The 19,529-nt window shown below is 68.8% G+C and carries 16 protein-coding genes; 6 read left to right on the top strand and 10 right to left on the bottom strand.

Annotated features, from left to right (window positions below; genetic code table 11):
• The first annotated feature begins 25 nt into the window (after positions 1-25).
• Positions 26-805 (top strand): TrmH family RNA methyltransferase, encoded by a 780-nt coding sequence (locus ACLJO0_RS22335; RefSeq protein ID WP_410580379.1) that lies wholly within the window; start codon positions 26-28, stop codon positions 803-805.
• Here ACLJO0_RS22335 and ACLJO0_RS22340 read toward each other — a convergent pair.
• Entirely contained in the window at positions 780-1,184 is a 405-nt protein-coding gene (locus tag ACLJO0_RS22340) for an HAD-IA family hydrolase (protein WP_410580380.1), read from the bottom strand. The two genes, ACLJO0_RS22335 and ACLJO0_RS22340, sit on opposite strands and share 26 nt — an antisense overlap.
• Positions 1,185-1,295: 111 nt before the next feature.
• Here ACLJO0_RS22340 and ACLJO0_RS22345 point away from each other — a divergent pair, with 111 nt between their 5' ends.
• Complete coding sequence (locus tag ACLJO0_RS22345; RefSeq protein ID WP_410580381.1) at positions 1,296-1,799, top strand: Rv3235 family protein; 504 nt, start codon at positions 1,296-1,298, stop codon at positions 1,797-1,799.
• A gap of 70 nt (positions 1,800-1,869) precedes the next feature.
• Here ACLJO0_RS22345 and secA read toward each other — a convergent pair whose 3' ends face one another.
• The 8 genes from secA to ACLJO0_RS22385 form a co-directional block, all read right to left on the bottom strand.
• On the bottom strand, positions 1,870-4,701 hold the full coding sequence (gene secA / locus ACLJO0_RS22350; RefSeq protein ID WP_410580382.1) for a preprotein translocase subunit SecA: 2,832 nt from the start codon (positions 4,699-4,701) through the stop codon (positions 1,870-1,872).
• A gap of 235 nt (positions 4,702-4,936) precedes the next feature.
• Positions 4,937-5,626 carry a ribosome hibernation-promoting factor, HPF/YfiA family gene (gene hpf, locus ACLJO0_RS22355; RefSeq protein ID WP_125788376.1) on the bottom strand — a complete coding sequence of 230 codons (690 nt, stop codon included), beginning with the start codon at positions 5,624-5,626 and terminating at the stop codon, positions 4,937-4,939.
• Between the two features lie 543 nt (positions 5,627-6,169).
• Positions 6,170-6,808, bottom strand: a complete 639-nt coding sequence (locus ACLJO0_RS22360; protein WP_410580383.1) for a ComF family protein — start codon at positions 6,806-6,808, stop codon at positions 6,170-6,172.
• Between the two features lie 420 nt (positions 6,809-7,228).
• On the bottom strand, positions 7,229-8,959 hold the full coding sequence (locus ACLJO0_RS22365) for an LpqB family beta-propeller domain-containing protein (protein ID WP_410580384.1): 1,731 nt from the start codon (positions 8,957-8,959) through the stop codon (positions 7,229-7,231).
• Entirely contained in the window at positions 8,956-10,638 is a 1,683-nt protein-coding gene (mtrB, locus tag ACLJO0_RS22370; protein ID WP_410580706.1) for an MtrAB system histidine kinase MtrB, read from the bottom strand. The genes ACLJO0_RS22365 and mtrB overlap by 4 nt, the downstream gene beginning before the upstream one ends.
• Before the next feature lie 43 nt (positions 10,639-10,681).
• The gene (gene mtrA / locus ACLJO0_RS22375) at positions 10,682-11,359 is read right to left on the bottom strand and encodes an MtrAB system response regulator MtrA (RefSeq protein ID WP_005150760.1); all 678 of its coding nucleotides are present in this window, start codon (positions 11,357-11,359) and stop codon (positions 10,682-10,684) included.
• Positions 11,360-11,470: 111 nt separating this feature from the next.
• Positions 11,471-12,607, bottom strand: coding sequence for an NAD(P)/FAD-dependent oxidoreductase (locus tag ACLJO0_RS22380; RefSeq protein ID WP_410580385.1), 1,137 nt, complete (start codon positions 12,605-12,607; stop codon positions 11,471-11,473).
• Entirely contained in the window at positions 12,604-12,921 is a 318-nt protein-coding gene (locus ACLJO0_RS22385) for a bifunctional 3-phenylpropionate/cinnamic acid dioxygenase ferredoxin subunit (protein WP_410580386.1), read from the bottom strand. Before ACLJO0_RS22385 ends, ACLJO0_RS22380 begins: the two co-directional genes overlap by 4 nt.
• A 152-nt stretch (positions 12,922-13,073) precedes the next feature.
• Between ACLJO0_RS22385 and ACLJO0_RS22390 the strand changes: the two genes are divergently transcribed.
• The 4 genes from ACLJO0_RS22390 (at position 13,074) to ACLJO0_RS22405 (ending at position 18,774) form a co-directional block, all read left to right on the top strand.
• Entirely contained in the window at positions 13,074-13,859 is a 786-nt protein-coding gene (locus tag ACLJO0_RS22390) for an IclR family transcriptional regulator (protein WP_125791955.1), read from the top strand.
• 234 nt (positions 13,860-14,093) lie between these two features.
• Positions 14,094-16,532 carry a GcvT family protein gene (locus ACLJO0_RS22395; RefSeq protein ID WP_410580387.1) on the top strand — a complete coding sequence of 813 codons (2,439 nt, stop codon included), beginning with the start codon at positions 14,094-14,096 and terminating at the stop codon, positions 16,530-16,532.
• A complete protein-coding gene (solA, locus tag ACLJO0_RS22400) occupies positions 16,529-17,674 on the top strand; it encodes an N-methyl-L-tryptophan oxidase (RefSeq protein WP_410580388.1) in 1,146 nt (381 codons plus the stop codon). The genes ACLJO0_RS22395 and solA overlap by 4 nt, the downstream gene beginning before the upstream one ends.
• On the top strand, positions 17,671-18,774 hold the full coding sequence (locus tag ACLJO0_RS22405; protein WP_410580389.1) for an aromatic ring-hydroxylating oxygenase subunit alpha: 1,104 nt from the start codon (positions 17,671-17,673) through the stop codon (positions 18,772-18,774). The genes solA and ACLJO0_RS22405 overlap by 4 nt, the downstream gene beginning before the upstream one ends.
• 39 nt (positions 18,775-18,813) lie before the next feature.
• Here the strand turns inward: ACLJO0_RS22405 and ACLJO0_RS22410 are convergent, their stop codons facing one another.
• On the bottom strand, positions 18,814-19,446 hold the full coding sequence (locus tag ACLJO0_RS22410) for a dTMP kinase (protein WP_410580707.1): 633 nt from the start codon (positions 19,444-19,446) through the stop codon (positions 18,814-18,816).
• Between the last annotated feature and the right edge of the window lie 83 nt (positions 19,447-19,529).

Raw genomic sequence — 19,529 nt, forward strand, 5'->3', positions numbered from 1 at the left:
CTTACATAGTGGGACACTCGCCGGTGTGGGTGATGAGTCGGTGATCTCGCCGAAGGACCGGTTCCTGACGGTGTACGGGCGCAAACCGGTGCTCGAGGCGCTGGACGACGCGACGCTCGAGGTGGACAAGGTGATTCTCGCCGACACCGTGCGCGGGCCGAACGCCGCCGAGATCGAGCGTGCCGCCAAGGCCGCCGGAGTGCCGGTGCAGCGGGCGAGCGCGCACCGCGTGAAGGTGCTGGCCGGCAACGGCAAACAGGACCAAGGGGTGCTGGCCGACGTCGTCGCCCCGCGAATGCGGTCGCTGCACGCGGCCCTTTCCGACGGCAGGCCGCCTTCGCGGGTGCTGCTGCTCGACGGCATCACCACCCCGGCGAACGTCGGGATGATCCTGCGCACGGCGACCGCCGCCGGGCTGGAGGGTGTCGTGGTGCCGCGTCGCGGGGTCGCCGCCCTCGACCCGATGGTGGTCAAGGCTTCGGCCGGGGTCGCGTTCCGCGCGCCGGTGCTGCGGTGCGGCAGCGCGCGCGAAGCGGCCGAAATGCTCACCGAAGCCGGGTACGGCATCTACGCGCTGGGCGCTTCGGCACACAGTTCGGTGTTCGACGTCGAGCTGCCGCAGCGCGCGGCCTTCGTACTGGGCGGGGAGACGAACGGGGTCGGCGCCGAGGTCGGCGAACTGGTGACCGAATGGGTGTCGATCCCGATGCCCGGCGAGGTCGAGTCGCTCAACGTCTCGGCAGCCGCCGCGGTGCTGTCCTTCGAGCTGGTGCGCCGGGCTAAGGCTTCGGGAACAAAGCGCTGAGCTCGGTCAACGTCTCCTCGACCGACGTGTGGTGCACTCCCGCCATCCCGGCCGACACCGCGGCGCGGACGTTGTGCGCCGCGTCGTCGACGAACACGCACCGGTCTGCCGTCAGGTCGAGCAACCCCGCGGTGAGCAGGTAGACCTCGCGTTCGGGTTTGGCCACGCCGACCTCGCCGGAGAAGACGAGCGCGTCGAAGAACGGGGCGAGCGACCGCTTGGCCTCGTCCGACGCGCCGGGAGCGTTCGACAGCAAGGCCGTTTTGATACCGCGCCCCCTGGCCGCCCGCAGATAGGCGTACAGCTCGTCCGCGCCGTCGTCCGTGAGCACCCCGACGTAGTCGATGACCAGCCCTTTCAGCACCGGCCCACCGTACACAAGCGATCACCGCACGGTTCATCCTCTCGGGCGGTCCCTGTCTCCGGTCGGCCCGCCACCGGTCCCTTACTTGCTGGGCGTGGCCGAGGGGCCGCGGAGGGGGACTGTCTGATGGGTTCGTACGTACTGAGACGGCTTGAGCCGTTCGAACCGCCGTACCGGCTCGCCGGCAGACCGGGCAGGGCGGTGCACCGGGTGGCGGCGCCGGACAACCAGCTCGTGCTCGATCTGCCGCTGTCCGGCGAAAAGATCGTGGAGGTCCCGGAGCCACGGCCCGACACCCCGGACGGGCGGCAGGTCGGCAGGCTGCTGACCACCATCCTCGAAGCCTGCGACGGACGCCGTCCGGCGGTCCAAGTGCGGCCGATCCTCGACCCGGCGCTCCACAGCGCGCTGCTCGACCGGGGCCGACGCCGTCCGCCTGGCGGCTACCGGCCGAAATCGATCCACCTGTGCCATCCCGCGGACGGCGTCATCGAGGCCTGCGCGACCGTCGAACAGAACGACCGCTGCCTCGCCTTGGCCGCCCGCTTCGAGCGGACTCCGTCGGGCTGGGTGTGCACCCGCTTCCACCTGCTGAAGCCGCCGCGCCGGGTCTCCGCGCTCGCGGCCTGATGCGCGTGAAGGCCCCCTTCCCTCGGCTGAGCAGCCGAGGGAAGGGGGCCTTCACGCGCTTTGGGGTGCTTTAGCGGCGCGGGCCCTTCTTGCCCTTTTTCTGGGAGGCGCGCTGCGCGGCACGACGCTCCCGGCGGGTTCCGCTCTGGTCACCGCCGTCGCTCGCGCCACCGTCCGAATGCGACTCGACGCCGCCGTCCTCGGACGGGCCCGACATGGTCAGCCCGGACTGCGAACCGCCGCCGAGTCCCTTGCCCCGCAAGGCGGACGGCACGGATTCGGTGTCGGTCGCCGGCCCCTGCGGCGGCGTCGGACGGGCGTGCCGTCCGTCGCCGTTGGCGGCCTGGCCGTTCCCGGAGCCGACACCGGCGGGCAGCGCGGACGCGGACTCCGGCGACGGCGTGGCGGGTTCGGCCTGCTCGACCTGGAGGTTGAACAGGAAGCCGACGGCCTCCTCCTTCAGCGACTCCAGCATCGCGCGGAACATGTCGTAGCCCTCGCGCTGGTACTCGATGACCGGGTCGCGCTGGGCAAGGGCCCGCATGCCGATGCCCTCCTTGAGATAGTCCATCTCGTAGAGGTGCTCACGCCACTTGCGGTCGAGCACGGTGAGCATCACCTGACGCTCCAGGCTGCGCATCGCGCCTTCGCCGACCTTGGCGTCGATCTCGGCCTCACGCTCGTCGTACGCGCGGTGGGCGTCTTCGAGCAGCGCCTGACGCAGACTGTCGGCGTCGAGGTCGTCGTCCTCGGTGAGCTCTTCCCAAGTGACCTTGACCGGGTACAGCGTCTTGAGCGCCGTCCACAGCTTCTCGTGGTCCCAGTCCTCGGCGTAGCCCGAAGAGGTCTCTTCGGTGACGTACGCGTTGATGACGTCGACCAGCATGTGCTCGATCTGCTCGCGAAGATCCTCGCCCTCGAGGACGCGCAGGCGCTCGGCGTAGATCACCTTGCGCTGCTCGTTCATGACCTCGTCGTACTTGAGGACGTTCTTGCGGATCTCCATGTTCTGCTGCTCGACCTGCGTCTGAGCGCTCTTGATCGCCTTGGAGACCATCTTGTGCTCGATCGGCACGTCGTCCGGCAGCCGCATGGTGGTCATGACCCGCTCGACCATCGTCGCGTTGAAGCGGCGCATGAGCTCGTCACCGAGCGACAGATAGAACCGGGACTCGCCAGGGTCGCCCTGACGGCCGGAACGACCGCGGAGCTGGTTGTCGATGCGGCGGGACTCGTGCCGCTCGGTGCCGAGCACGTACAGGCCGCCTGCCTCGCGGACCTCCTCGGCCTCGGCCTTGGTCTCCGCCTGGATGTCTTCGAGCACCTTCGGCCAGGCGGCCTCGTACTCCTCGGAGTGCTCCACCGGGTCGAGACCGCGGGCGCGCAGCACCTCGTCGGCGATGATGTCCGGGTTGCCGCCGAGCACGATGTCGGTACCGCGGCCCGCCATGTTGGTGGCGACGGTGACCGCGCCCTTGCGCCCCGCCCGGGCGACGATCAGCGCCTCCCGGTCGTGGTGCTTGGCGTTGAGGACCTCGTGCGGGACACCCAGCTTGAGCAGCAGCTTCGACAGGTGCTCGGACTTCTCGACACTCGTGGTGCCGACCAGTACCGGCTGGCCCTTCTCGTGCCGCTCGGCGATGTCCTCGGCGACGGCCTCGAACTTCGACTGCTCGGTCTTGTAGATCAGGTCGGCCTGGTCGGCGCGGACCATCGGCTTGTTGGTCGGGATCGGCACCACACCCAGCTTGTAGGTCTGGTGGAACTCGGCCGCCTCGGTCTCGGCGGTACCGGTCATGCCCGACAGCTTGTCGTAGAGCCGGAAGTAGTTCTGCAGCGTGATCGTGGCGAGCGTCTGGTTCTCGGCCTTGATCTCGACGCCTTCCTTGGCCTCGATCGCCTGGTGCATGCCCTCGTTGTAGCGGCGGCCGTGCAGGATGCGGCCGGTGAACTCGTCGACGATGAGGACTTCGCCGTCACGGACGATGTAGTCCTTGTCGCGCTTGTAGAGCTCCTTGACCTTCAGCGCGTTGTTCAGGTAACCGACCAGCGGCGTGTTCGCGGCCTCGTAGAGGTTTTCGATGCCGAGCTGGTCCTCGACGAACGCGACACCCTTCTCGGTGACACCGACGGTGCGCTTGCGGATGTCCACCTCGTAGTGGATGTCCGCCTTCATCAGCGGGGTCATCCTGGCGAACTCGACGTACCAGCGCGACGACTGGTCGGCCGGGCCGGAGATGATCAGCGGCGTCCTGGCCTCGTCGATGAGGATGGAGTCCACCTCGTCGACGATCGCGAAGTTGTGGCCGCGCTGCACGCAGTCTTCGAGGCTCCACGCCATGTTGTCGCGGAGGTAGTCGAAGCCGAACTCGTTGTTCGTACCGTGCGTGATGTCGGCGGCGTACTGCTCGCGGCGGACCGCGGGCGTCTGGTCGGCCAGGATGATCCCGACCTCGAGGCCGAGGAAGCGGTGGATACGGCCCATCCACTCGGCGTCACGTTTGGCGAGGTAGTCGTTCACCGTGATGACGTGCACGCCTTTGCCGGACAGCCCGTTCAGGTACGCGGGAAGCACCTGGGTCAGGGTCTTGCCCTCACCGGTCTTCATCTCGGACACCTGGCCGAGGTGCAGCGCGGCGCCGCCCATCAGCTGGACGTCGTAGGGCCGCTGGCCGAGCACGCGCCAGGCCGCCTCCCTCGCCACCGCGAAGGCCTCCGGCAGGAGGTCGTCGAGGGACTCGCCGTCCGCGTGCCGTTTACGGAACTCGTCGGTCTTGGCCCGCAACGCGGTGTCCGAAAGTTCCTTGACGTCGTCTTCGAGGGTGTTGATGTGATCGGCGATGTGTCGCAGCCGCTTCACCATTTTGCCCTCGCCCGCGCGGAGCAGGCGGTTCAGCACCATCCGGTCGACCTCACTAGCTGATTGTGATCGCACCCGAGCCGGTCCCGGGCAATCTCGTACGCGGTGGTGCCGGGTAACGCACCACCGTCCGACCCCATCGTAGGGAACACCCCGGTGTTCGCGCACGCACCGTCGGTCGGTACCTGACCGAGCGGGGGCGTATCCCGCCTGATCCGGACACGACGGCGGCCCGCACGGGACGCGTGCGGGCCGCCGTCATGGACGTAGGGGCCGGCTAACTCAGCCGGATGACGCCGTAGTCGAAGCCTCGCCTCCGATAGACGACGCTCGGGCACCCGGCGTCGGAGTCGTTGAACAGATAGAAGTCGTGACCGACCAGTTCCATCTCATAGAGAGCCTGGTCGACCGTCATGGGCTCCGCGTCGTGTTTCTTCTCGCGGACGATGCGACCGGGCTGGTGTTCGGTCACCCCGTCATCCCAGCGCTGCTGGGGCATCTCGAACTCTTCACCGCTCTCGACAGCGAAACCGTTGGCCAGGGGTTCGGCCTCGGGCGCTTCGAGTACAGCGGTTCCCGCAAGATGCCGGGTGTCGGTGGTCATACCACCGGCGGCCGCCATCGAGGTCGCCTCGGCGACGGATTCCGGGCGGCTGCGGCCGTAGTGCACGCGCCGGCGGTCGTGTGTCTTCCGCAACCTGTTTTCGAGCTTGTTCAGTGCGGAATCCAGCGCTGCGTAGAAGTCGCCGGCACACGCTTCGGCGCGTACGGCGGGGCCTCGGCCCTTCCCGGTGATTTCGACGCGCTGGCAGTTCTTCGACTGCCGGCGATTGGGCTCATGGAAGAGCTCCACGTCGTAACGGATGACCTTCTTGTCGTAGCGCTCTAGCCGGGCCAGCTTTTCGCTGACAAGTGCCCGATAGTGGTCGGGCACCTCCACGTTGCGGCCCTTAACGACGATGTCCATACACGACCTCCCTCGCTGAAATGACTGCGAGCTGTAGATGTGTTCACTAGGGCGCCGGTAAAGCGGGGACGAAGCCCGGATCGCGGGCGATGAGGGAACTCGGCATACGGTCACGACGTCTCGTGTCGGATGTCCGAGCGCGGACTCAGCGCGGCTCCGGCGCCAGGGACATGGGCTGGTCACCTCCCTGCCTGCCGGGATTGCTGATAGCGCTGCACGTTAGCTCTAACACGCCGCGAGCAACAGCCCCCGAGCCGGGGGATATCAGGACGTGAGACCTCGTCACCGCATGCGACGACAAGGGTGCGACCAGCGGGACAATCCGGCCTGTCGGGCGTCGTCCCCGTGATTTGTTTTCACGCGGACGGCGCAAGCCTTCGGACAGGAAAAAGCCGAGGGTGACGCTCCCGGGGGAAACCGCCGCCACCCCGGTGGAGTGGCGGGCCGTTGGAGTGTTCCCCGGAAGATCCCTCATATCTCGTCAACGCCCATGTACCCATTCGCGTTCCCGATCATTCATCACTCTTGTAGGTGACGCCCCGATCACCCGGTGGCGGCCAGTGCGATCACCGCGGAAACGTGAATTCCGTTTACACCCAAAAGGCGTGCACAAGCGGCGACGGTCGCTCCGGTTGTGATCACGTCGTCAAGAAGTACGACTCTCTTTGGACAGTCCCCACGGACGAGGCGAATGCGACCGTCGAGGTTCGCCGCCCGCTCGGCACGGGTGAGCCCGACGGCGTCGCGGACCCCGGCACCGAGCTTGAGGACCGGCGCCACCGTCGCCGGTTTTCCGTTGCTCACATGCACTTTCGCGCATTCTTCGGCGACACGCTGGACGTGCGGTCCACCCCGGACACGCGAGGCGTGCCGTCTCGACGGGACAGGGACGAGACAAGGGCCTCGCGGCTCGCCTGGCAGCTGCTCCAGGGCATCGGCGACCGCCCGCCCGAGGGACGGCGCGAGGTCGCGGCGGCCGTGTTCCTTGTAGGCGAGGATCAGGCGACGGGCTTCGTCGGCGTACCGGGCCAGGGCGTAGACGGGGACGAGACCGGCCGTCGGGCCTCGGGTGATCTCGCTGAGCGAACCCCAGACGGACTGACAGGTCGCACAACAGGGCGCGCCCGGCACTCCGCAGGACGCACAGCGGGCGGGGATGAGCAGATCGAGGATTTTGGACATGGGGCGAGTGTCGGCCGGGGCTCCGACAGTTCCGGGGCCCGTCATGTCGTGACAGGTCCTGTTTGGACACTTTCCGGCCTGAAGGGGCCAGTCATGACAGCAGTTCCGGAGAAGGCCGCGGCTGTTGCGGAGCCGCTCCTTCGCCGCTTCTGACGCCTTCGCGCGCTACGCACCTTCGCGTCGCCAGGCCGCTGGGGCTCGCGGTCCGTGAGGGCCTCCTTCCCTACCCTCAAGGTAGCGAAGGAGGCCCTCACGGACTTCCAAAGCCCAGATTTCGCTAGCTCTGCTAGGAAAGCTAGCGATACTAAAGGTCCCTTGCTCCCCCAGCAGCGCCGCCGCGAAGACGGCGCCAAGTACATGAAGGCCCCCTTCCTTGCGCCTGGCGCAAGGAAGGGGGCCTTCATGTACTTCGAAGAGCGCTCAGCCCGGGTAGAAGGGGTCCGCGTCGGTGACGGTGTGCGCCTGCGGCCGCCACACCTCGCCCAGTTCGGACGCGACCCACAGCCCACCCGCGTCCGCGACCAGGTTCTGCCTGCTCGGGGCCGCGGTGACGCCGTGCACCGGCGGGGTCAGGTTCGAGCCGCTGAACGTGTCCATCCGCTGCCCGTCCAGCGGCACCTTGACCACCGGCAGGGTGCTCGACGAGGTCGCGGCGATCAGGTGGTCCTGGGTCGCCCAGTCGACGTCGACGACGTCCTTGAGGTCGCGTTCCTGCAGTTTCCGCGGCGCCCGCAGCGCCACCGAATCCGCCGTCCGCACGATCGAGGCGACCACCAGCTGCCCGTTGACGACCGCGGCCAGCCGTGAGCCGTCGCGCGAAAGACGCAGTTCGGTGATCTGGCCGAGGCTGGTGAGCATGGTCGCGTCGACGCCGGCCTTCACCCAGCGGCCGTCGGCGGCCAGGGTGACCCTGGCGACGGTGTTGTGGTCGACGACCGTCCAGACCTCGCCCGAAACCCCGCCGCCACCGCGGGCGACCGGCCGCCAGGTGGGGCGGCTCAGGCTGCCGCCGAACAGGTCCACCGAACCGAGGTCGTGCCCCAGTTCGCCGACCCGCAGCCACTGCCTGCCTTCGCGTTCTTCGACCACCGCGAGCCGTTTGCCGTCGACGGACTGCGCGGCGCTGACGACCTTGTACCCGCCGTTGCCCGCGGGTCCGCCGACCGGCGCCCCGTCGCCGAGCGACCGGACCCGCCCGTTCACGGTCATCAGTCCCAGCAGCTCCGAGTTGGGCGCGATGTCCACGTTGTAGTTGGGCAGTTCGCTGGAGCGCCAGTATTCGTGTTCGGGCACCAGCGCGGTGCCGTCGGCGAGCAGCCGGATCCGGCTCAGCGTCACCGTCTGCAACGAGAGGACGATCTGCGCGGCGATCAGGCTCCGGTCCGCGAGGCTGGCCCCGCCGACGCCGGTCAGGTTGATGTCCAGGGTCCCGTCGTCCGTGCTGCGGACGTTGGACTCGGTGGTGACCTGGTCGCCGAGGAGGTCCTTGACCGCGCCCTTCAACCCTTCCGACGGTCCCTGCAGCACCAGGTCCATCACCCGGCCGGGCAATCCGGCCTGCGGTTTCGCCGCGACGTACCGGAGGTCGGGGACGAAGGCGCCGGAATCCTGCGAGTAGAAGCTGATCGGCACCCGGAAGTAGTTGGTCGCGAAATCCTCGTCGATGACGGCGAGTTCCTGCGGCGGGTCCACGATCCGCCATTGGCCGTTCGGCTGCTTCCGCAGCTTGAACTGCTGCGAGTACTCGGCCTTCACCGGGATGAACGCGCTGTCGGGGCTCAGGTTGCCGAGTTTGAACCCGCGGACGTTCACCGTCTGCTCGTCCGGGTTCGCCGAGGGCGACGAAGTGTCGTAAACGGTGCCGAAGGTGTTGTCGATGATCGTCAGCCCTGGCGACGGCTTCCAGTTGCGGCGGGCCTCTTCGTCGAGGTAGACCCGCGCGTCGGCGTTCCCCGTACCCGGCGTCGCGGAGTTGCGGATGAACTGGCGGGTGACGGTCAGCGGGTCGATCCCGGCCACCGGTTCGGCGACGTCCGCCGGTGCCTGCCCCGGTTTTTCCCCGGGGACGGCGACAGGCTGGGATTCGAGCGGGATGTTCGCGCAGCCCGCGACCAGCAGGAACGCCGCGAGCAGGGGCAGCAGCCGCTTCACCGGCCCACCTCCTCTGGCTCGGCGAGGATCGCGTCGGGAGCGGGCCGGACCTCGAGCAGTCCGGACGACGACCCGTGCGGATCGGTCCCCTGGTGATCGGGCGGTGGCAGGACCAGCGGGCTCTCCCCCATTGGCGTGTCCTGCTGCCGAGGCAGCACGAGCCGGAAGCAGGCGCCGTGGCCGGTCTCGCCCCACGCGTCGAGCAGGCCGCCGTGCAACCGGGCGTCCTCCTGGCTGATCGCGAGGCCGAGCCCGGTGCCGCCGGTCCGGCGGTTGCGGGACGGGTCGGCCCGCCAGAAGCGGTTGAACACCAGTTCCGCCTCGCCGGGCTGGAGCCCGACACCGTGGTCCCGCACCGTGATGGCGACCGCGGTCTCGTTGACCGCCAGTGTCAGCACCACCGGGTTCCCTTCGCTGTGGTCGACCGCGTTGGCCAGCAGGTTGCGCAGGATCCGCTCGACGCGGCGCGCGTCGACCTCGGCGGGCGCCTCCTCGTCCGGCAGGATCAGCTCGACCGAACTGCCCGCGTTGCCCGCGATCACCCGGACCTGTTCGACGGCCCTGGTCGCGATCGGCCGGACGTCGATCAGCTCGGCCGAAAGCTCCTCGACCCCGGCGTCGAGCCTGCTGATCTCCAGCAGGTCGCCGAGCAGCGCCTCGAACCGGTCGAGTTCGTCGACCAGCAGTTCGGTGGAGCGGGCGAGCCCGGCCGGGAACTGCTCGCGCGACGCGTGGAGCACGTCGGCGGCCATCCGGACGGTGGTCAACGGGGTGCGCAGTTCGTGCGAGACGTCGGAGGTGAACCGGCGCTGCAACCCGCCGAACTCCTCCAGCTGGCGGATCTGCCGCTGGATGCTCGCGGCCATCTCGTTGTAGGACACGGCGAGTTTGGCGAGATCGTCCTCGCCGAGCACGGCGAGCCGCTGGTCGAGCTCGCCGCCCGCGAACTGTTCGGCCGCCGCGGCGGCCTGCCGGACCGGCCGGACCACCTGTCTGGTGACCAGGTTCGTGATCCCGGCCAGCAGGAGCAGCAGCACGAGACCACCGACGAGCAGCGTGTTCTGCACGGTCGAGACGGTGTTCTGCTCGCTGGTCAGCGGGTACAGCAGGTAGAGCTGGAGCGGGTTGATCATCGTGGTCACCGGCGCGCCGACGATCAGGTACGTCGTCTTGCCGCCGTCGGCCTCGGTGACCGTGTGCATCAGGTAGCTGACCTGCTCGGTCTCCACGAACTGGCGCAGCCGCACCGGCACCTTGTCGTACGGGCCCGCCGCGGCGGGCCTGCTCGACTGGTCGCGGCCGCCCGCGGCCAGCACCGGATCGAAGGTCCCCGCCGCCGATCCGGCGCCGTCCTTCGCCGTCGTGGTGCTGGTGATCTTCTTCAGCGCGTTGTTCAGCCGCGCCGTCATCGCGTCCGAGGATTCGGTGCCGACGCCGACCAGCTCACTGGCCGCGATCTCGACGACCGCCCTCGTCTGCGCGATCGCCGCGTTCTGCTTCGTCTCGAGCAGCCGTTCGGTGATCTGGTTCTGCAGCACCATGCCCAGTACGAACACCACGGCCGACGAGAGCGCCAGCGTGGACACGGTGACCCGGAACTGCAGCGAATGCCGCCACAGTTCGTTGAACGAGACGACCTTGCGGCGCACGAAAACCACGATGCGCCGGAGGTGGCGCATCGTGGTTTGGGCAAGCCTTCGCAAGCGTCCGCTCATGGGGTGATCACGGCGGGCCGGCCTTGTACCCGACACCGCGAACGGTCAACACCACCTCGGGGTGTTCCGGGTCCTTCTCCACCTTCGAGCGCAGCCGCTGGACGTGCACGTTCACCAGACGGGTGTCGGCGGCGTGGCGGTAACCCCACACCTGCTCGAGGAGCACCTCGCGGGTGAACACCTGACGCGGCTTGCGGGCGAGCGCGACCAGGAGGTCGAACTCCAGCGGGGTCAGCGGGATGGCCTTGCCCTCCCGCGTCACCTCGTGGCCGGGGACGTCGATCGCGAGGTCGCCGATCGTCAGCGACTCGGCGGGCTCGGCCTCGGTGCGGCGCATCCTGGCACGGACGCGGGCCACGAGTTCCTTCGGCTTGAAGGGCTTGACCACATAGTCGTCGGCCCCCGACTCGAGCCCGAGGACGATGTCCACGGTGTCGCTCTTGGCGGTGAGCATCACGATCGGCACCCCGGACTCGGCGCGGATCGCCTTGCAGACGTCGATGCCGTTCATCCCGGGCAGCATGAGGTCGAGGAGGACCAGGTCGGGTTTCAGCTCACGGAGCGCGGGCAGCGCACGTGAGCCGTCGGCGACGACGGCTGTGTCGAACCCCTCCCCACGCAGCACGATGGTGAGCATCTCCGCGAGAGCAGGGTCGTCGTCGACGACCAGAACGCGTGCCTTCATAAACCTATGTTCGCACTAGTTTCCCCGCGCAGGCGCGCGACCCGGCGATGTGACCACCAGAAAGATCATCGAATCGGGCAAATTGCTCCATCCGAGTAGGGTCTTCGGGCTCTAGAGAGCACGCCGGAGCCTGGTGAACGGCCTTGGGGAGTCGATCGCGAAGACGCCGGTCAGGACGTCGTCGCGGTGATAGGTCGCGACGAAGCGCTTCGAGGCGACGTCACCTTCGGCGATCCGCACGTCTTCCGTGGCCACTCCGGCGAATTGGAGCCGCCTTCCGTACTGATCGGACCAAAAGTAACCGTGTCGTGCGAAATGCGTGACGGTCGAACCGGCGAGCAGGTTCGCGACCGCGACGCGCGGCTGTTCGCCCGCCGCCGTCCAATGTTCGGCGCGGACCCTCCTATCGCGCAGACGGCAGTGGTACCTGGCGACGTCACCCACCGCGATCACTCGGGGATTCGCTGTGACACAGCCGGAATCGGCCAGCACCCCGTCGTCGACGGCGATCCCGGAACCGGTCAGCCAATCGGTGGCGGGCCGCGCCCCCACGCCGGCGACGACGAGATCGGCGCGGATCTCCCTGCCGTCGGCGAGCCGCACACCGGTGACGCGACCGGTCCCGGTGAAGCCGTCGACGGGAACGCCCGTGATCAGCCGGACGTCGTTCTCGGCGTGCAGTTCCCCGCAGACCGCGCCCATCCGCGCGCCGAGGACGGCGGCGAGCGGCACGGGCAGCGCTTCGATCACGGTGACCTCGTGGCCGAGCAGGCTGCAAGCGGAAGCGACCTCCGCGCCGATGAATCCCGCGCCGATGACGGCCACCGAAGAAGGCCCCGCCACGAGATCCCGTTTCAGCGCGGCTGCGTCGCCGAGCGTCCGCAAGGTGTGGACGCCGGTCAGATTCCTTGCCGCGCCAAGGGTTCTGGCCGCCGCACCGGTCGCGATGACGTAGCCGTCGGCGGCGATCGTGGTGCCGTCGCCGAGCGTCACGCCTTCGCGGCCGAACTTTTCGGCACGGACGCCGAGATGCCATTCGGCGGCCAGCGCGTCGAGGTCGTCCTGTCCGGCGAGCGCGAGGTCTGCGGCGGACGCCTTGCCCAGCAAGAACTCCTTCGACAACGGCGGCCGGTCGTACGGCGGTTCGGCGCCGATCATCACCAGCCGTCCGTCGAAACCCTGGCCGCGCAACTCCTGTGCCGAACGAAGTCCCGCCAGCGAGGTGCCGACGACGGCGACCGATCTCAAGCCACCTCCCGGCGCGCCTCGGTGTCCACGTAGATCACGCCGTCGGCGACCACGACCGGATAGGTGCGCACGGCGTTCTTGGCGGGAAGACAGTCCGGGGCACCGGTCCGCAGATCGAACCGTGCGGCGTGCAGCGGGCATTCGACGAAGCAACCCTCGATCCAGCCGTCGGCGAGCGACGCGTCCTGGTGGCTGCAGGTGTCGTCGAGGGCGTAGTAGCCGCCCTCTGTGTGGAAGACCGAAACGGGCACAGGGCCGTCCAAGCGGACGGCTTCGCCTTCGGGCAGGTCGGAAACGGAGCAGGCACGGATCATCGGGGCCTCCGGGGAAAGGACCGACGGTTGTTGATGTTGCGTATTACGAGACGGGACGTGCTCTGCGCAACAATCACCCCTGAGGGGCCGACGAGTCAAGGGATTCGCCCACTCAGCCGAGCGAATGCGGGCGAAACGGCTACTGTTGCGTCATGCGGAACCAGGACGCGGGGAACGCAACGCCCAGCCAGGTACAGTCCGTCGACCGCGCGATCAGCGTGCTGGAACTGCTGGCGCGCAACGGGGAAACCGGGATCACCGAGATCGCGGGCGAGCTCGGCGTGCACAAGTCGACGGCGTCCCGCCTGCTGAGCGTCCTGGAGAACCGCGGCCTCGTCGAGCAGCTCGGCGAACGCGGCAAATACGCGATCGGCTTCGGCATCGTCCGGCTCGCCGGCGCCGCCGCCGGCCGGATGGACCTGGCGAAGATCGGCAGGCAGACCTGCCTGAGCCTGGCGGAGACGCTCGGCGAAACGGTCAACATCGCGATCGCCGACGACGGGGTCGCGATCAACATCAGCCAGGCCCGCGGCTCCGCCGCGATCTCCACGCAGAACTGGACCGGCCAGCGCACGCCACTGCACGCGACATCCAGCGGGAAGGTGCTGCTCGCGCACCTTGGCGACGCCGAACGCAAACGTTTGCTCCGGCGGAAACTCGAACAGTTCACGCCCCGGACGATGACCGATCCGGAACAGCTGACCGCGGAACTCGAAAGGGTCGCCGAGGACGGGTACGCGGCCTGCTTCGAGGAGCTGGAGCTGGGAATGCACGCGATCGCGGTGCCGGTGTACGGCCCCGGTGGCGAGGTCATCGCGGCGATGAGCGCTTCGGGTCCGTCGTACCGGCTTTCGAAACAGCGGGTGCGGCAGATCGTGCGGCCGCTCGCGGAGGCGGCGGCGGATCTTTCGGCGCAGCTGGGTCACTTCGCGGATTGACGCGACCTGCCCCCTCCGCAATTAGTCACCTACTTGCGACACCTCATCTCGCGCTGCACTCCCCCTCGACCGTCGCAAGTAGGTGACTAATTGCGGGGCTCTTGACAGCGTGCCCGCACGTGCCGCACTTTGTTGCTGAAGACGGAACAACGTGCCTCATCCGCAACAGCGCCTGTCACCCCGATGCCCGTGTGTCCTTTGTGGACTCCAGGGCAGGCAGGAGGTACCCGCACCATGCCCCCAGGACCCCGCGTCGTCGTGATCGGCGCCGGCATCGTCGGCTGCGCGCTCGCCGACGAGCTCACCGAACGTGGCTGGACCGACCTCACCGTGCTGGACCAGGGCGACCTGTTCACCACCGGCGGGTCGAGTTCGCACGCGCCAGGGCTGGTCTTCCAGACCAACGCCTGCCGCACGATGACGTCGTTCGCCCAGTACACCGTCGCCAAATACGGCGCGCTCGACCTCGACGGGAAGCCGTGTTTCCGCCCCGTCGGCGGGCTGGAGGTGGCCACGACGCCGGAACGGCTCTCCGACCTCAAGCGCCGTCACGGCTGGGCGGCCGCGTCGGGCGTCGAAAGCAGGCTGATCGAACCGGCCGAATGCGCCGCGCTGCATCCGCTGCTCGATCCGGCCAAAGTGCTCGGCGGGTTCCACATCCCCTCCGACGGGCTGGCCAAACCGCTGCGGGCGGCCGAGGCGCAGGCCCGCCGGGCGATCAGGCGCGGCGCGAGGTTCCTCTCGCGCCAGAAGGTCGTCGGGATCGAACGGTCGGGCGGCCGGGTCACCGGCGTCACCACCGAGACCGGGAGCTTCCGCGCGGACATCGTGCTCTCGTGCGCCGGGATGTGGGGGCCGTTGCTCGGCGAACTGGTGGACCTCACGATCCCGCTGGTCCCGATGGCGCATCAGTACGCGCGCACCAGCCCGCTGCCTTCACTCGCCGGGGTGACCGAGGAGGCCACCCGGCCGATCCTGCGGCATCAGGACGCCGACCTCTACTTCCGCGAACACGTCGACCGGATCGGCATCGGCGCGTACGGGCACCGGCCGATGCCGTTGCCCGCCGGGGAGATCGGGGCTGGCGAGGGCATGCCGTCGGAACTGGCGTTCACCCCCGAGGACTTCGAGCCGTCCTGGGCCGCCGCCGTCGACCTGCTGCCGTCGCTGGGCGAGACCAAGGTCGAGGAAGGCATCAACGGCCTGTTCTCCTTCACCCCGGACGGCATGCCGCTGCTGGGCGAGCATCCGGACCTCGACGGCTTCTGGGTCGCCGAAGCCGTCTGGATCACGCATTCGGCCGGGGTCGCGCGGGCCATGGCGCAATGGCTGGTCGACGGACGGCCCGACGCGGATCTGCACGGCTGCGACCTCGCCCGGTTCGAGCGGGTGCAGCTGGCCCCGGATTACGTCATGGCGCGTAGCTGCCAGAGTTTCGTCGAGGTCTACGACGTCGTTCATCCCTTGCAGCCCATGGAAGAACCACGGCCGCTACGAACGAGTCCCTTCCATGGGAGGCAGGCGGAGCTCGGCGCGTTCTTCCTCGAAGCGAGCGGCTGGGAACGGCCGCACTGGTACGAGGCGAACGCGGATCTCCCGGAGGTCGACCTCGTCCCGGAGCGCAACGACTGGGCCGCGCGGTACTGGTCGCCGATCGGCGGCGCCGAAGCGCTGGTCGCGCGGCAGCGGGTGGCGATGTTCGACATGACGTCGCTGAAACGCTTGGAGGTCACGGGTCCTGGCGCGTTGCCGTTCCTGCAGACGATGACCACGAACCAGCTCGACAAGAAGCCCGGCTCGGTCACGTACACGCTGTTGCTCGACGAGGACGGGGGCGTGCGCAGCGACCTGACCGTCGCCCGGCTCGGTGCCGAGCGGTTCCAGGTCGGCCTCAACAGCCCCATCGACATCGACTGGCTGCGAAGGCACCTCCCCGGCGACGGCGCCGCGCAGATCCACGAGACGACTCCGGGCACCTGCTGCATCGGGCTCTGGGGCCCGCTCGCCAGAGCGGTACTGCAACCACTGTCCACAACGGACTTCTCACACAAGGCCATGGGCTACTTCAAGACGAGGCAGGCGTACGTCGGCCAGGTGCCGGTGACCGCGATGCGACTGTCCTATGTGGGCGAACTCGGCTGGGAGCTGTACACGAGCGCGGACCTCGGCCGCCGGCTGTGGGACACGCTCTGGGAAGCCGGGCAGGCATACGGGATCATCGCCGCCGGACGGGACGCCTTCTCCAGCATGCGCCTGGAGAAGGGATACCGGCTGTGGGGCACGGACGTCACCGCCGAACACGATCCGTACGAGGCCGGGCTCGGTTTCGCCGTGCGGATGGACAAGGGGTACTTCATCGGACGCGACGCGCTGGCGGGCCGCTCGGAGGACACGGTCACCAGGAAGCTGACCTGCCTCACCATCGACGATCCGTACTCCGTCGTGCTCGGCAAGGAACCGGTGTACGCCGACGGCCGTCCGGCCGGGTATGTCACCAGCGCCGCATACGGCTACACCGTCGGCAAGAACATCGCGTACGCCTGGCTTCCGGTGGAGTTCGCCCAGCCGGGCAGGCCGCTGGAGATCGAGTACTTCGGCGAGCGGATCCCCGCCGTCGTGGCGCGTGAACCGCTGTTCGACCCCGGCATGACCCGGATCAGGAGCGCCGCATGAACCAGTACGACGTCATCGTCATCGGCCTCGGCGGGATGGGCAGCGCGGCCGCGTACCGGCTCGCCCGGCGAGGACAGCGCGTGCTGGGCATCGACCGGTTCGCGCCGGTGCACAACCTCGGGTCCAGCCACGGCGGCTCGCGGATCACCCGGCAGGCGTACTTCGAGGATCCCGCGTACGTCCCGCTCCTGCTGCGGGCGCACGAACTGTGGGACGGCGTCGAACGCGACTCCGGCCGGAAGATCTTCACCCGCTGCGGCGGCATCATGCTCGGCGGCCCCGATTCGCGGACGGTGGCGGGAAGCCTGGCCAGCGCCCGGAAATGGGGGCTGCCGCATGAACTGCTGGACGCGGCGGAGATCCGGCGCCGGTTCCCGACGATGCGCCCGGCGGACCACGAAATCGCGTTGTACGAGGAGAACGCCGGGTTCGTGGTGCCGGAAGGCAGTGTGGCGGCGCATCTCCAGCTCGCCGCCCGGGCCGGAGCCGACCTGCACCACGAGGAACAGGTCCTCTCGTGGCGGCAGACTTCCACCGGTGTCCGGGTCGGCACGTCACAGAACTTCTACACGGCGGAACAGCTGGTGATCTGCCCCGGCGCCTGGGCACCGGAGCTGCTCGCCGAACTCGGGATCGACTTCACCATCGAACGCCAGGTCCAGTACTGGTTCGCGCCGTCGGGCGGGGCGGAGCCGTTCCGCGCCGGACGGCATCCGATCTACGTCTGGGAAGGCGAGAACGGCCGCCAGTTCTACGGTTTCCCCGCACACGACGACGCCGGGAGCGTGAAGGTCGCGTTCTTCCGCGGCGGCGAGACGTGCACGCCGGCGACCATCGACCGGACGGTGCACCCCGAGGAGGTCGACGAGATCTCGGGTTTCGTCGGGCGGAAGATGCCGTCGCTGCCCGGCGCGTTCCTCCGCGCGGCGACCTGCATGTACACGAACACCCCCGACGAGCATTTCGTCATCTCCCGCCATCCGGCGCACGAACGCGTGGTGGTCGCCTGCGGGTTCTCCGGGCACGGCTTCAAGTTCGTCCCGGTGGTCGGTGAGATCCTCGCCGACCTGGTCGTGGACGGCACGACCGGGCATCCGGTCGCCCTGTTCGATCCGGCCCGGTTCGCAGGAGTCCCAAGATGACGAGTCTCATCCCGACACTCGGCGGCGGCTACTACACCGATCCCGCGATCTTCGCGGCCGAGCAGGAGAAGATCTTCGAACGCCAGTGGTTCTGCGCGGTGCGGGCGGCGGATCTGCCGTCCGCCGGCGACTTCCGGACTGTCCAGATCGGACGGGAGAGCGTGATCGTCAGCCGCGGGCGGGACGGCGGCCTGCGGGCCTTCCTCAACGTCTGCCGCCATCGCGGCGCCCGGCTGTGCACCGAGGAGTCGGGCACGGTGAAACGCGCGTTCCAGTGTCCGTACCACGCGTGGACGTACGGGCTCGACGGGAAGCTGATCGCGGCGCCGAACCTGGCGAACCTCCCCGACATCGACCGCGCCGAGTACGGGCTGCACGCCGTGCGGCTGCGGGAATGGCTGGGCTACGCGTGGGTCTGCCTCGCCGCGGACCCGCCGTCGTTCGAGGACGGCGTCGAGGGCGCGGTGCGGGAACGGCTGGGCGATCTGGCATCGATCGAGCGCTACGGCCTCGACCGGCTCTCGGTCGGGCGCCGGATCACCTACGACGTCGAGGCGAACTGGAAACTGATCGTCGAGAACTTCATGGAGTGCTACCACTGCGCGACCATCCATCCGGAGCTGACCGAGGTGCTGCCGGAATTCGCCGACGGCTACGCGGCGCAGTACTACGTCGGGCACGGCGCCGAGTTCGGCGAGGACGTCGACGGGTTCACCATCGACGGCGGTTCGGGGTTCGACCGGCTCGGCGGTGTCGCGACCGAGCAGGACAGGCGGTACTACGCGATCACCATCCGGCCGCAGGTGTTCGTGAACCTGGTGCCGGACCACGTGATCTTCCACCGGATGTACCCGCTCGCGCCGGACCGGACGGTCGTCGAATGCGACTGGCTCTATTCCGAGGAGGTCGTGGCGTCGGGCCGGGACGTGTCACGCTCGGTGGAGCTGTTCCACCGCGTCAACGAGCAGGACTTCGGCGCCTGCGAACGCTGCCAGCCCGCGATGGCGTCCCGCGCCTACCGCGGCGGCGGGGTGCTGATGCCGTCCGAGCACCACATCGGCGAGTTCCACTCCTGGCTACTCACGCAACTCGGCACCTGATCGCGATCCTTGCCCATGCGAAACATCGCAAGTAGGTGACTAATCGCGGAGGAGGGAGGTGGCCAGCGCGGCGGTGTCGACACCGGCGACGCCGTCGAGAACGTGCCAGGGCGCGAGCCAGCCCGTCGCGGCGAGTTCGTCGTAAACCACCGAGCACCGCTTCTGGAGCGCGTCGTCGGTCTCGAAGGAATCCCGCGCACGGTCGGCGTCGCTCTCCGCGCGGCGCTGCGCGCGATCGGCGGCGACGTCCGCGGTGACCCGGAGCAGCAGATGCGCGACGGGCACCGGCAGGCCGAACCGGTCGATCTCCAGTTCCTTGAGCCAGCGCACGAACTCGCCGTCCGCACCCTGATGGAGCCGGGCGGCACCGTACGCCGCGTTCGACGCGACGTACCTGTCGAGCAGTACGACGTCGTGGTCGCCGAGCCGAGAGCGGATCTCGCCGGCCGCGCCCCGCCGATCGAGCGCGTAGAGCATCGCCATGCCGTAGACGGAGTCGGCGAGGTCGCCGTGGCCGCGGTGCAGTGCTTCCTTCACGAGGTCGGCGTGCACGCTTTCGCCGTAACGGGGGAACGCGATGGACGTGACGCTCGCCCCGGCCGCGTTCAGCGCACCGGTCAGCGCGTCGGCGAGGGTGCGCTTGCCCGCGCCGTCCAGACCTTCGATCACCACGAGTCGTCCCACGGACCTACCTTAAGGCGCCTTGGTCGACCGGCGGGCCAGACGGGGTCAGCACACGTCCGGCCCACCGGTCC

This window comes from Amycolatopsis sp. lyj-108 (assembly GCF_046549005.1).
Classification (GTDB): domain Bacteria; phylum Actinomycetota; class Actinomycetes; order Mycobacteriales; family Pseudonocardiaceae; genus Amycolatopsis.

Coding starts and splice junctions, on each gene's coding strand:
- ACLJO0_RS22345 (WP_410580381.1), top strand. CDS start 1,296: ATGGGTTCGTACGTACTGAGACGGCTTGAGCCGTTCGAACCGCCGTAC.
- secA (WP_410580382.1), bottom strand. CDS start 4,701: ATGGTGCTGAACCGCCTGCTCCGCGCGGGCGAGGGCAAAATGGTGAAG.
- hpf (WP_125788376.1), bottom strand. CDS start 5,626: ATGGACATCGTCGTTAAGGGCCGCAACGTGGAGGTGCCCGACCACTAT.
- ACLJO0_RS22360 (WP_410580383.1), bottom strand. CDS start 6,808: ATGTCCAAAATCCTCGATCTGCTCATCCCCGCCCGCTGTGCGTCCTGC.
- mtrB (WP_410580706.1), bottom strand. CDS start 10,638: ATGCGCCACCTCCGGCGCATCGTGGTTTTCGTGCGCCGCAAGGTCGTC.
- mtrA (WP_005150760.1), bottom strand. CDS start 11,359: ATGAAGGCACGCGTTCTGGTCGTCGACGACGACCCTGCTCTCGCGGAG.
- ACLJO0_RS22385 (WP_410580386.1), bottom strand. CDS start 12,921: ATGATCCGTGCCTGCTCCGTTTCCGACCTGCCCGAAGGCGAAGCCGTC.
- ACLJO0_RS22390 (WP_125791955.1), top strand. CDS start 13,074: ATGCGGAACCAGGACGCGGGGAACGCAACGCCCAGCCAGGTACAGTCC.
- ACLJO0_RS22395 (WP_410580387.1), top strand. CDS start 14,094: ATGCCCCCAGGACCCCGCGTCGTCGTGATCGGCGCCGGCATCGTCGGC.
- solA (WP_410580388.1), top strand. CDS start 16,529: ATGAACCAGTACGACGTCATCGTCATCGGCCTCGGCGGGATGGGCAGC.
- ACLJO0_RS22405 (WP_410580389.1), top strand. CDS start 17,671: ATGACGAGTCTCATCCCGACACTCGGCGGCGGCTACTACACCGATCCC.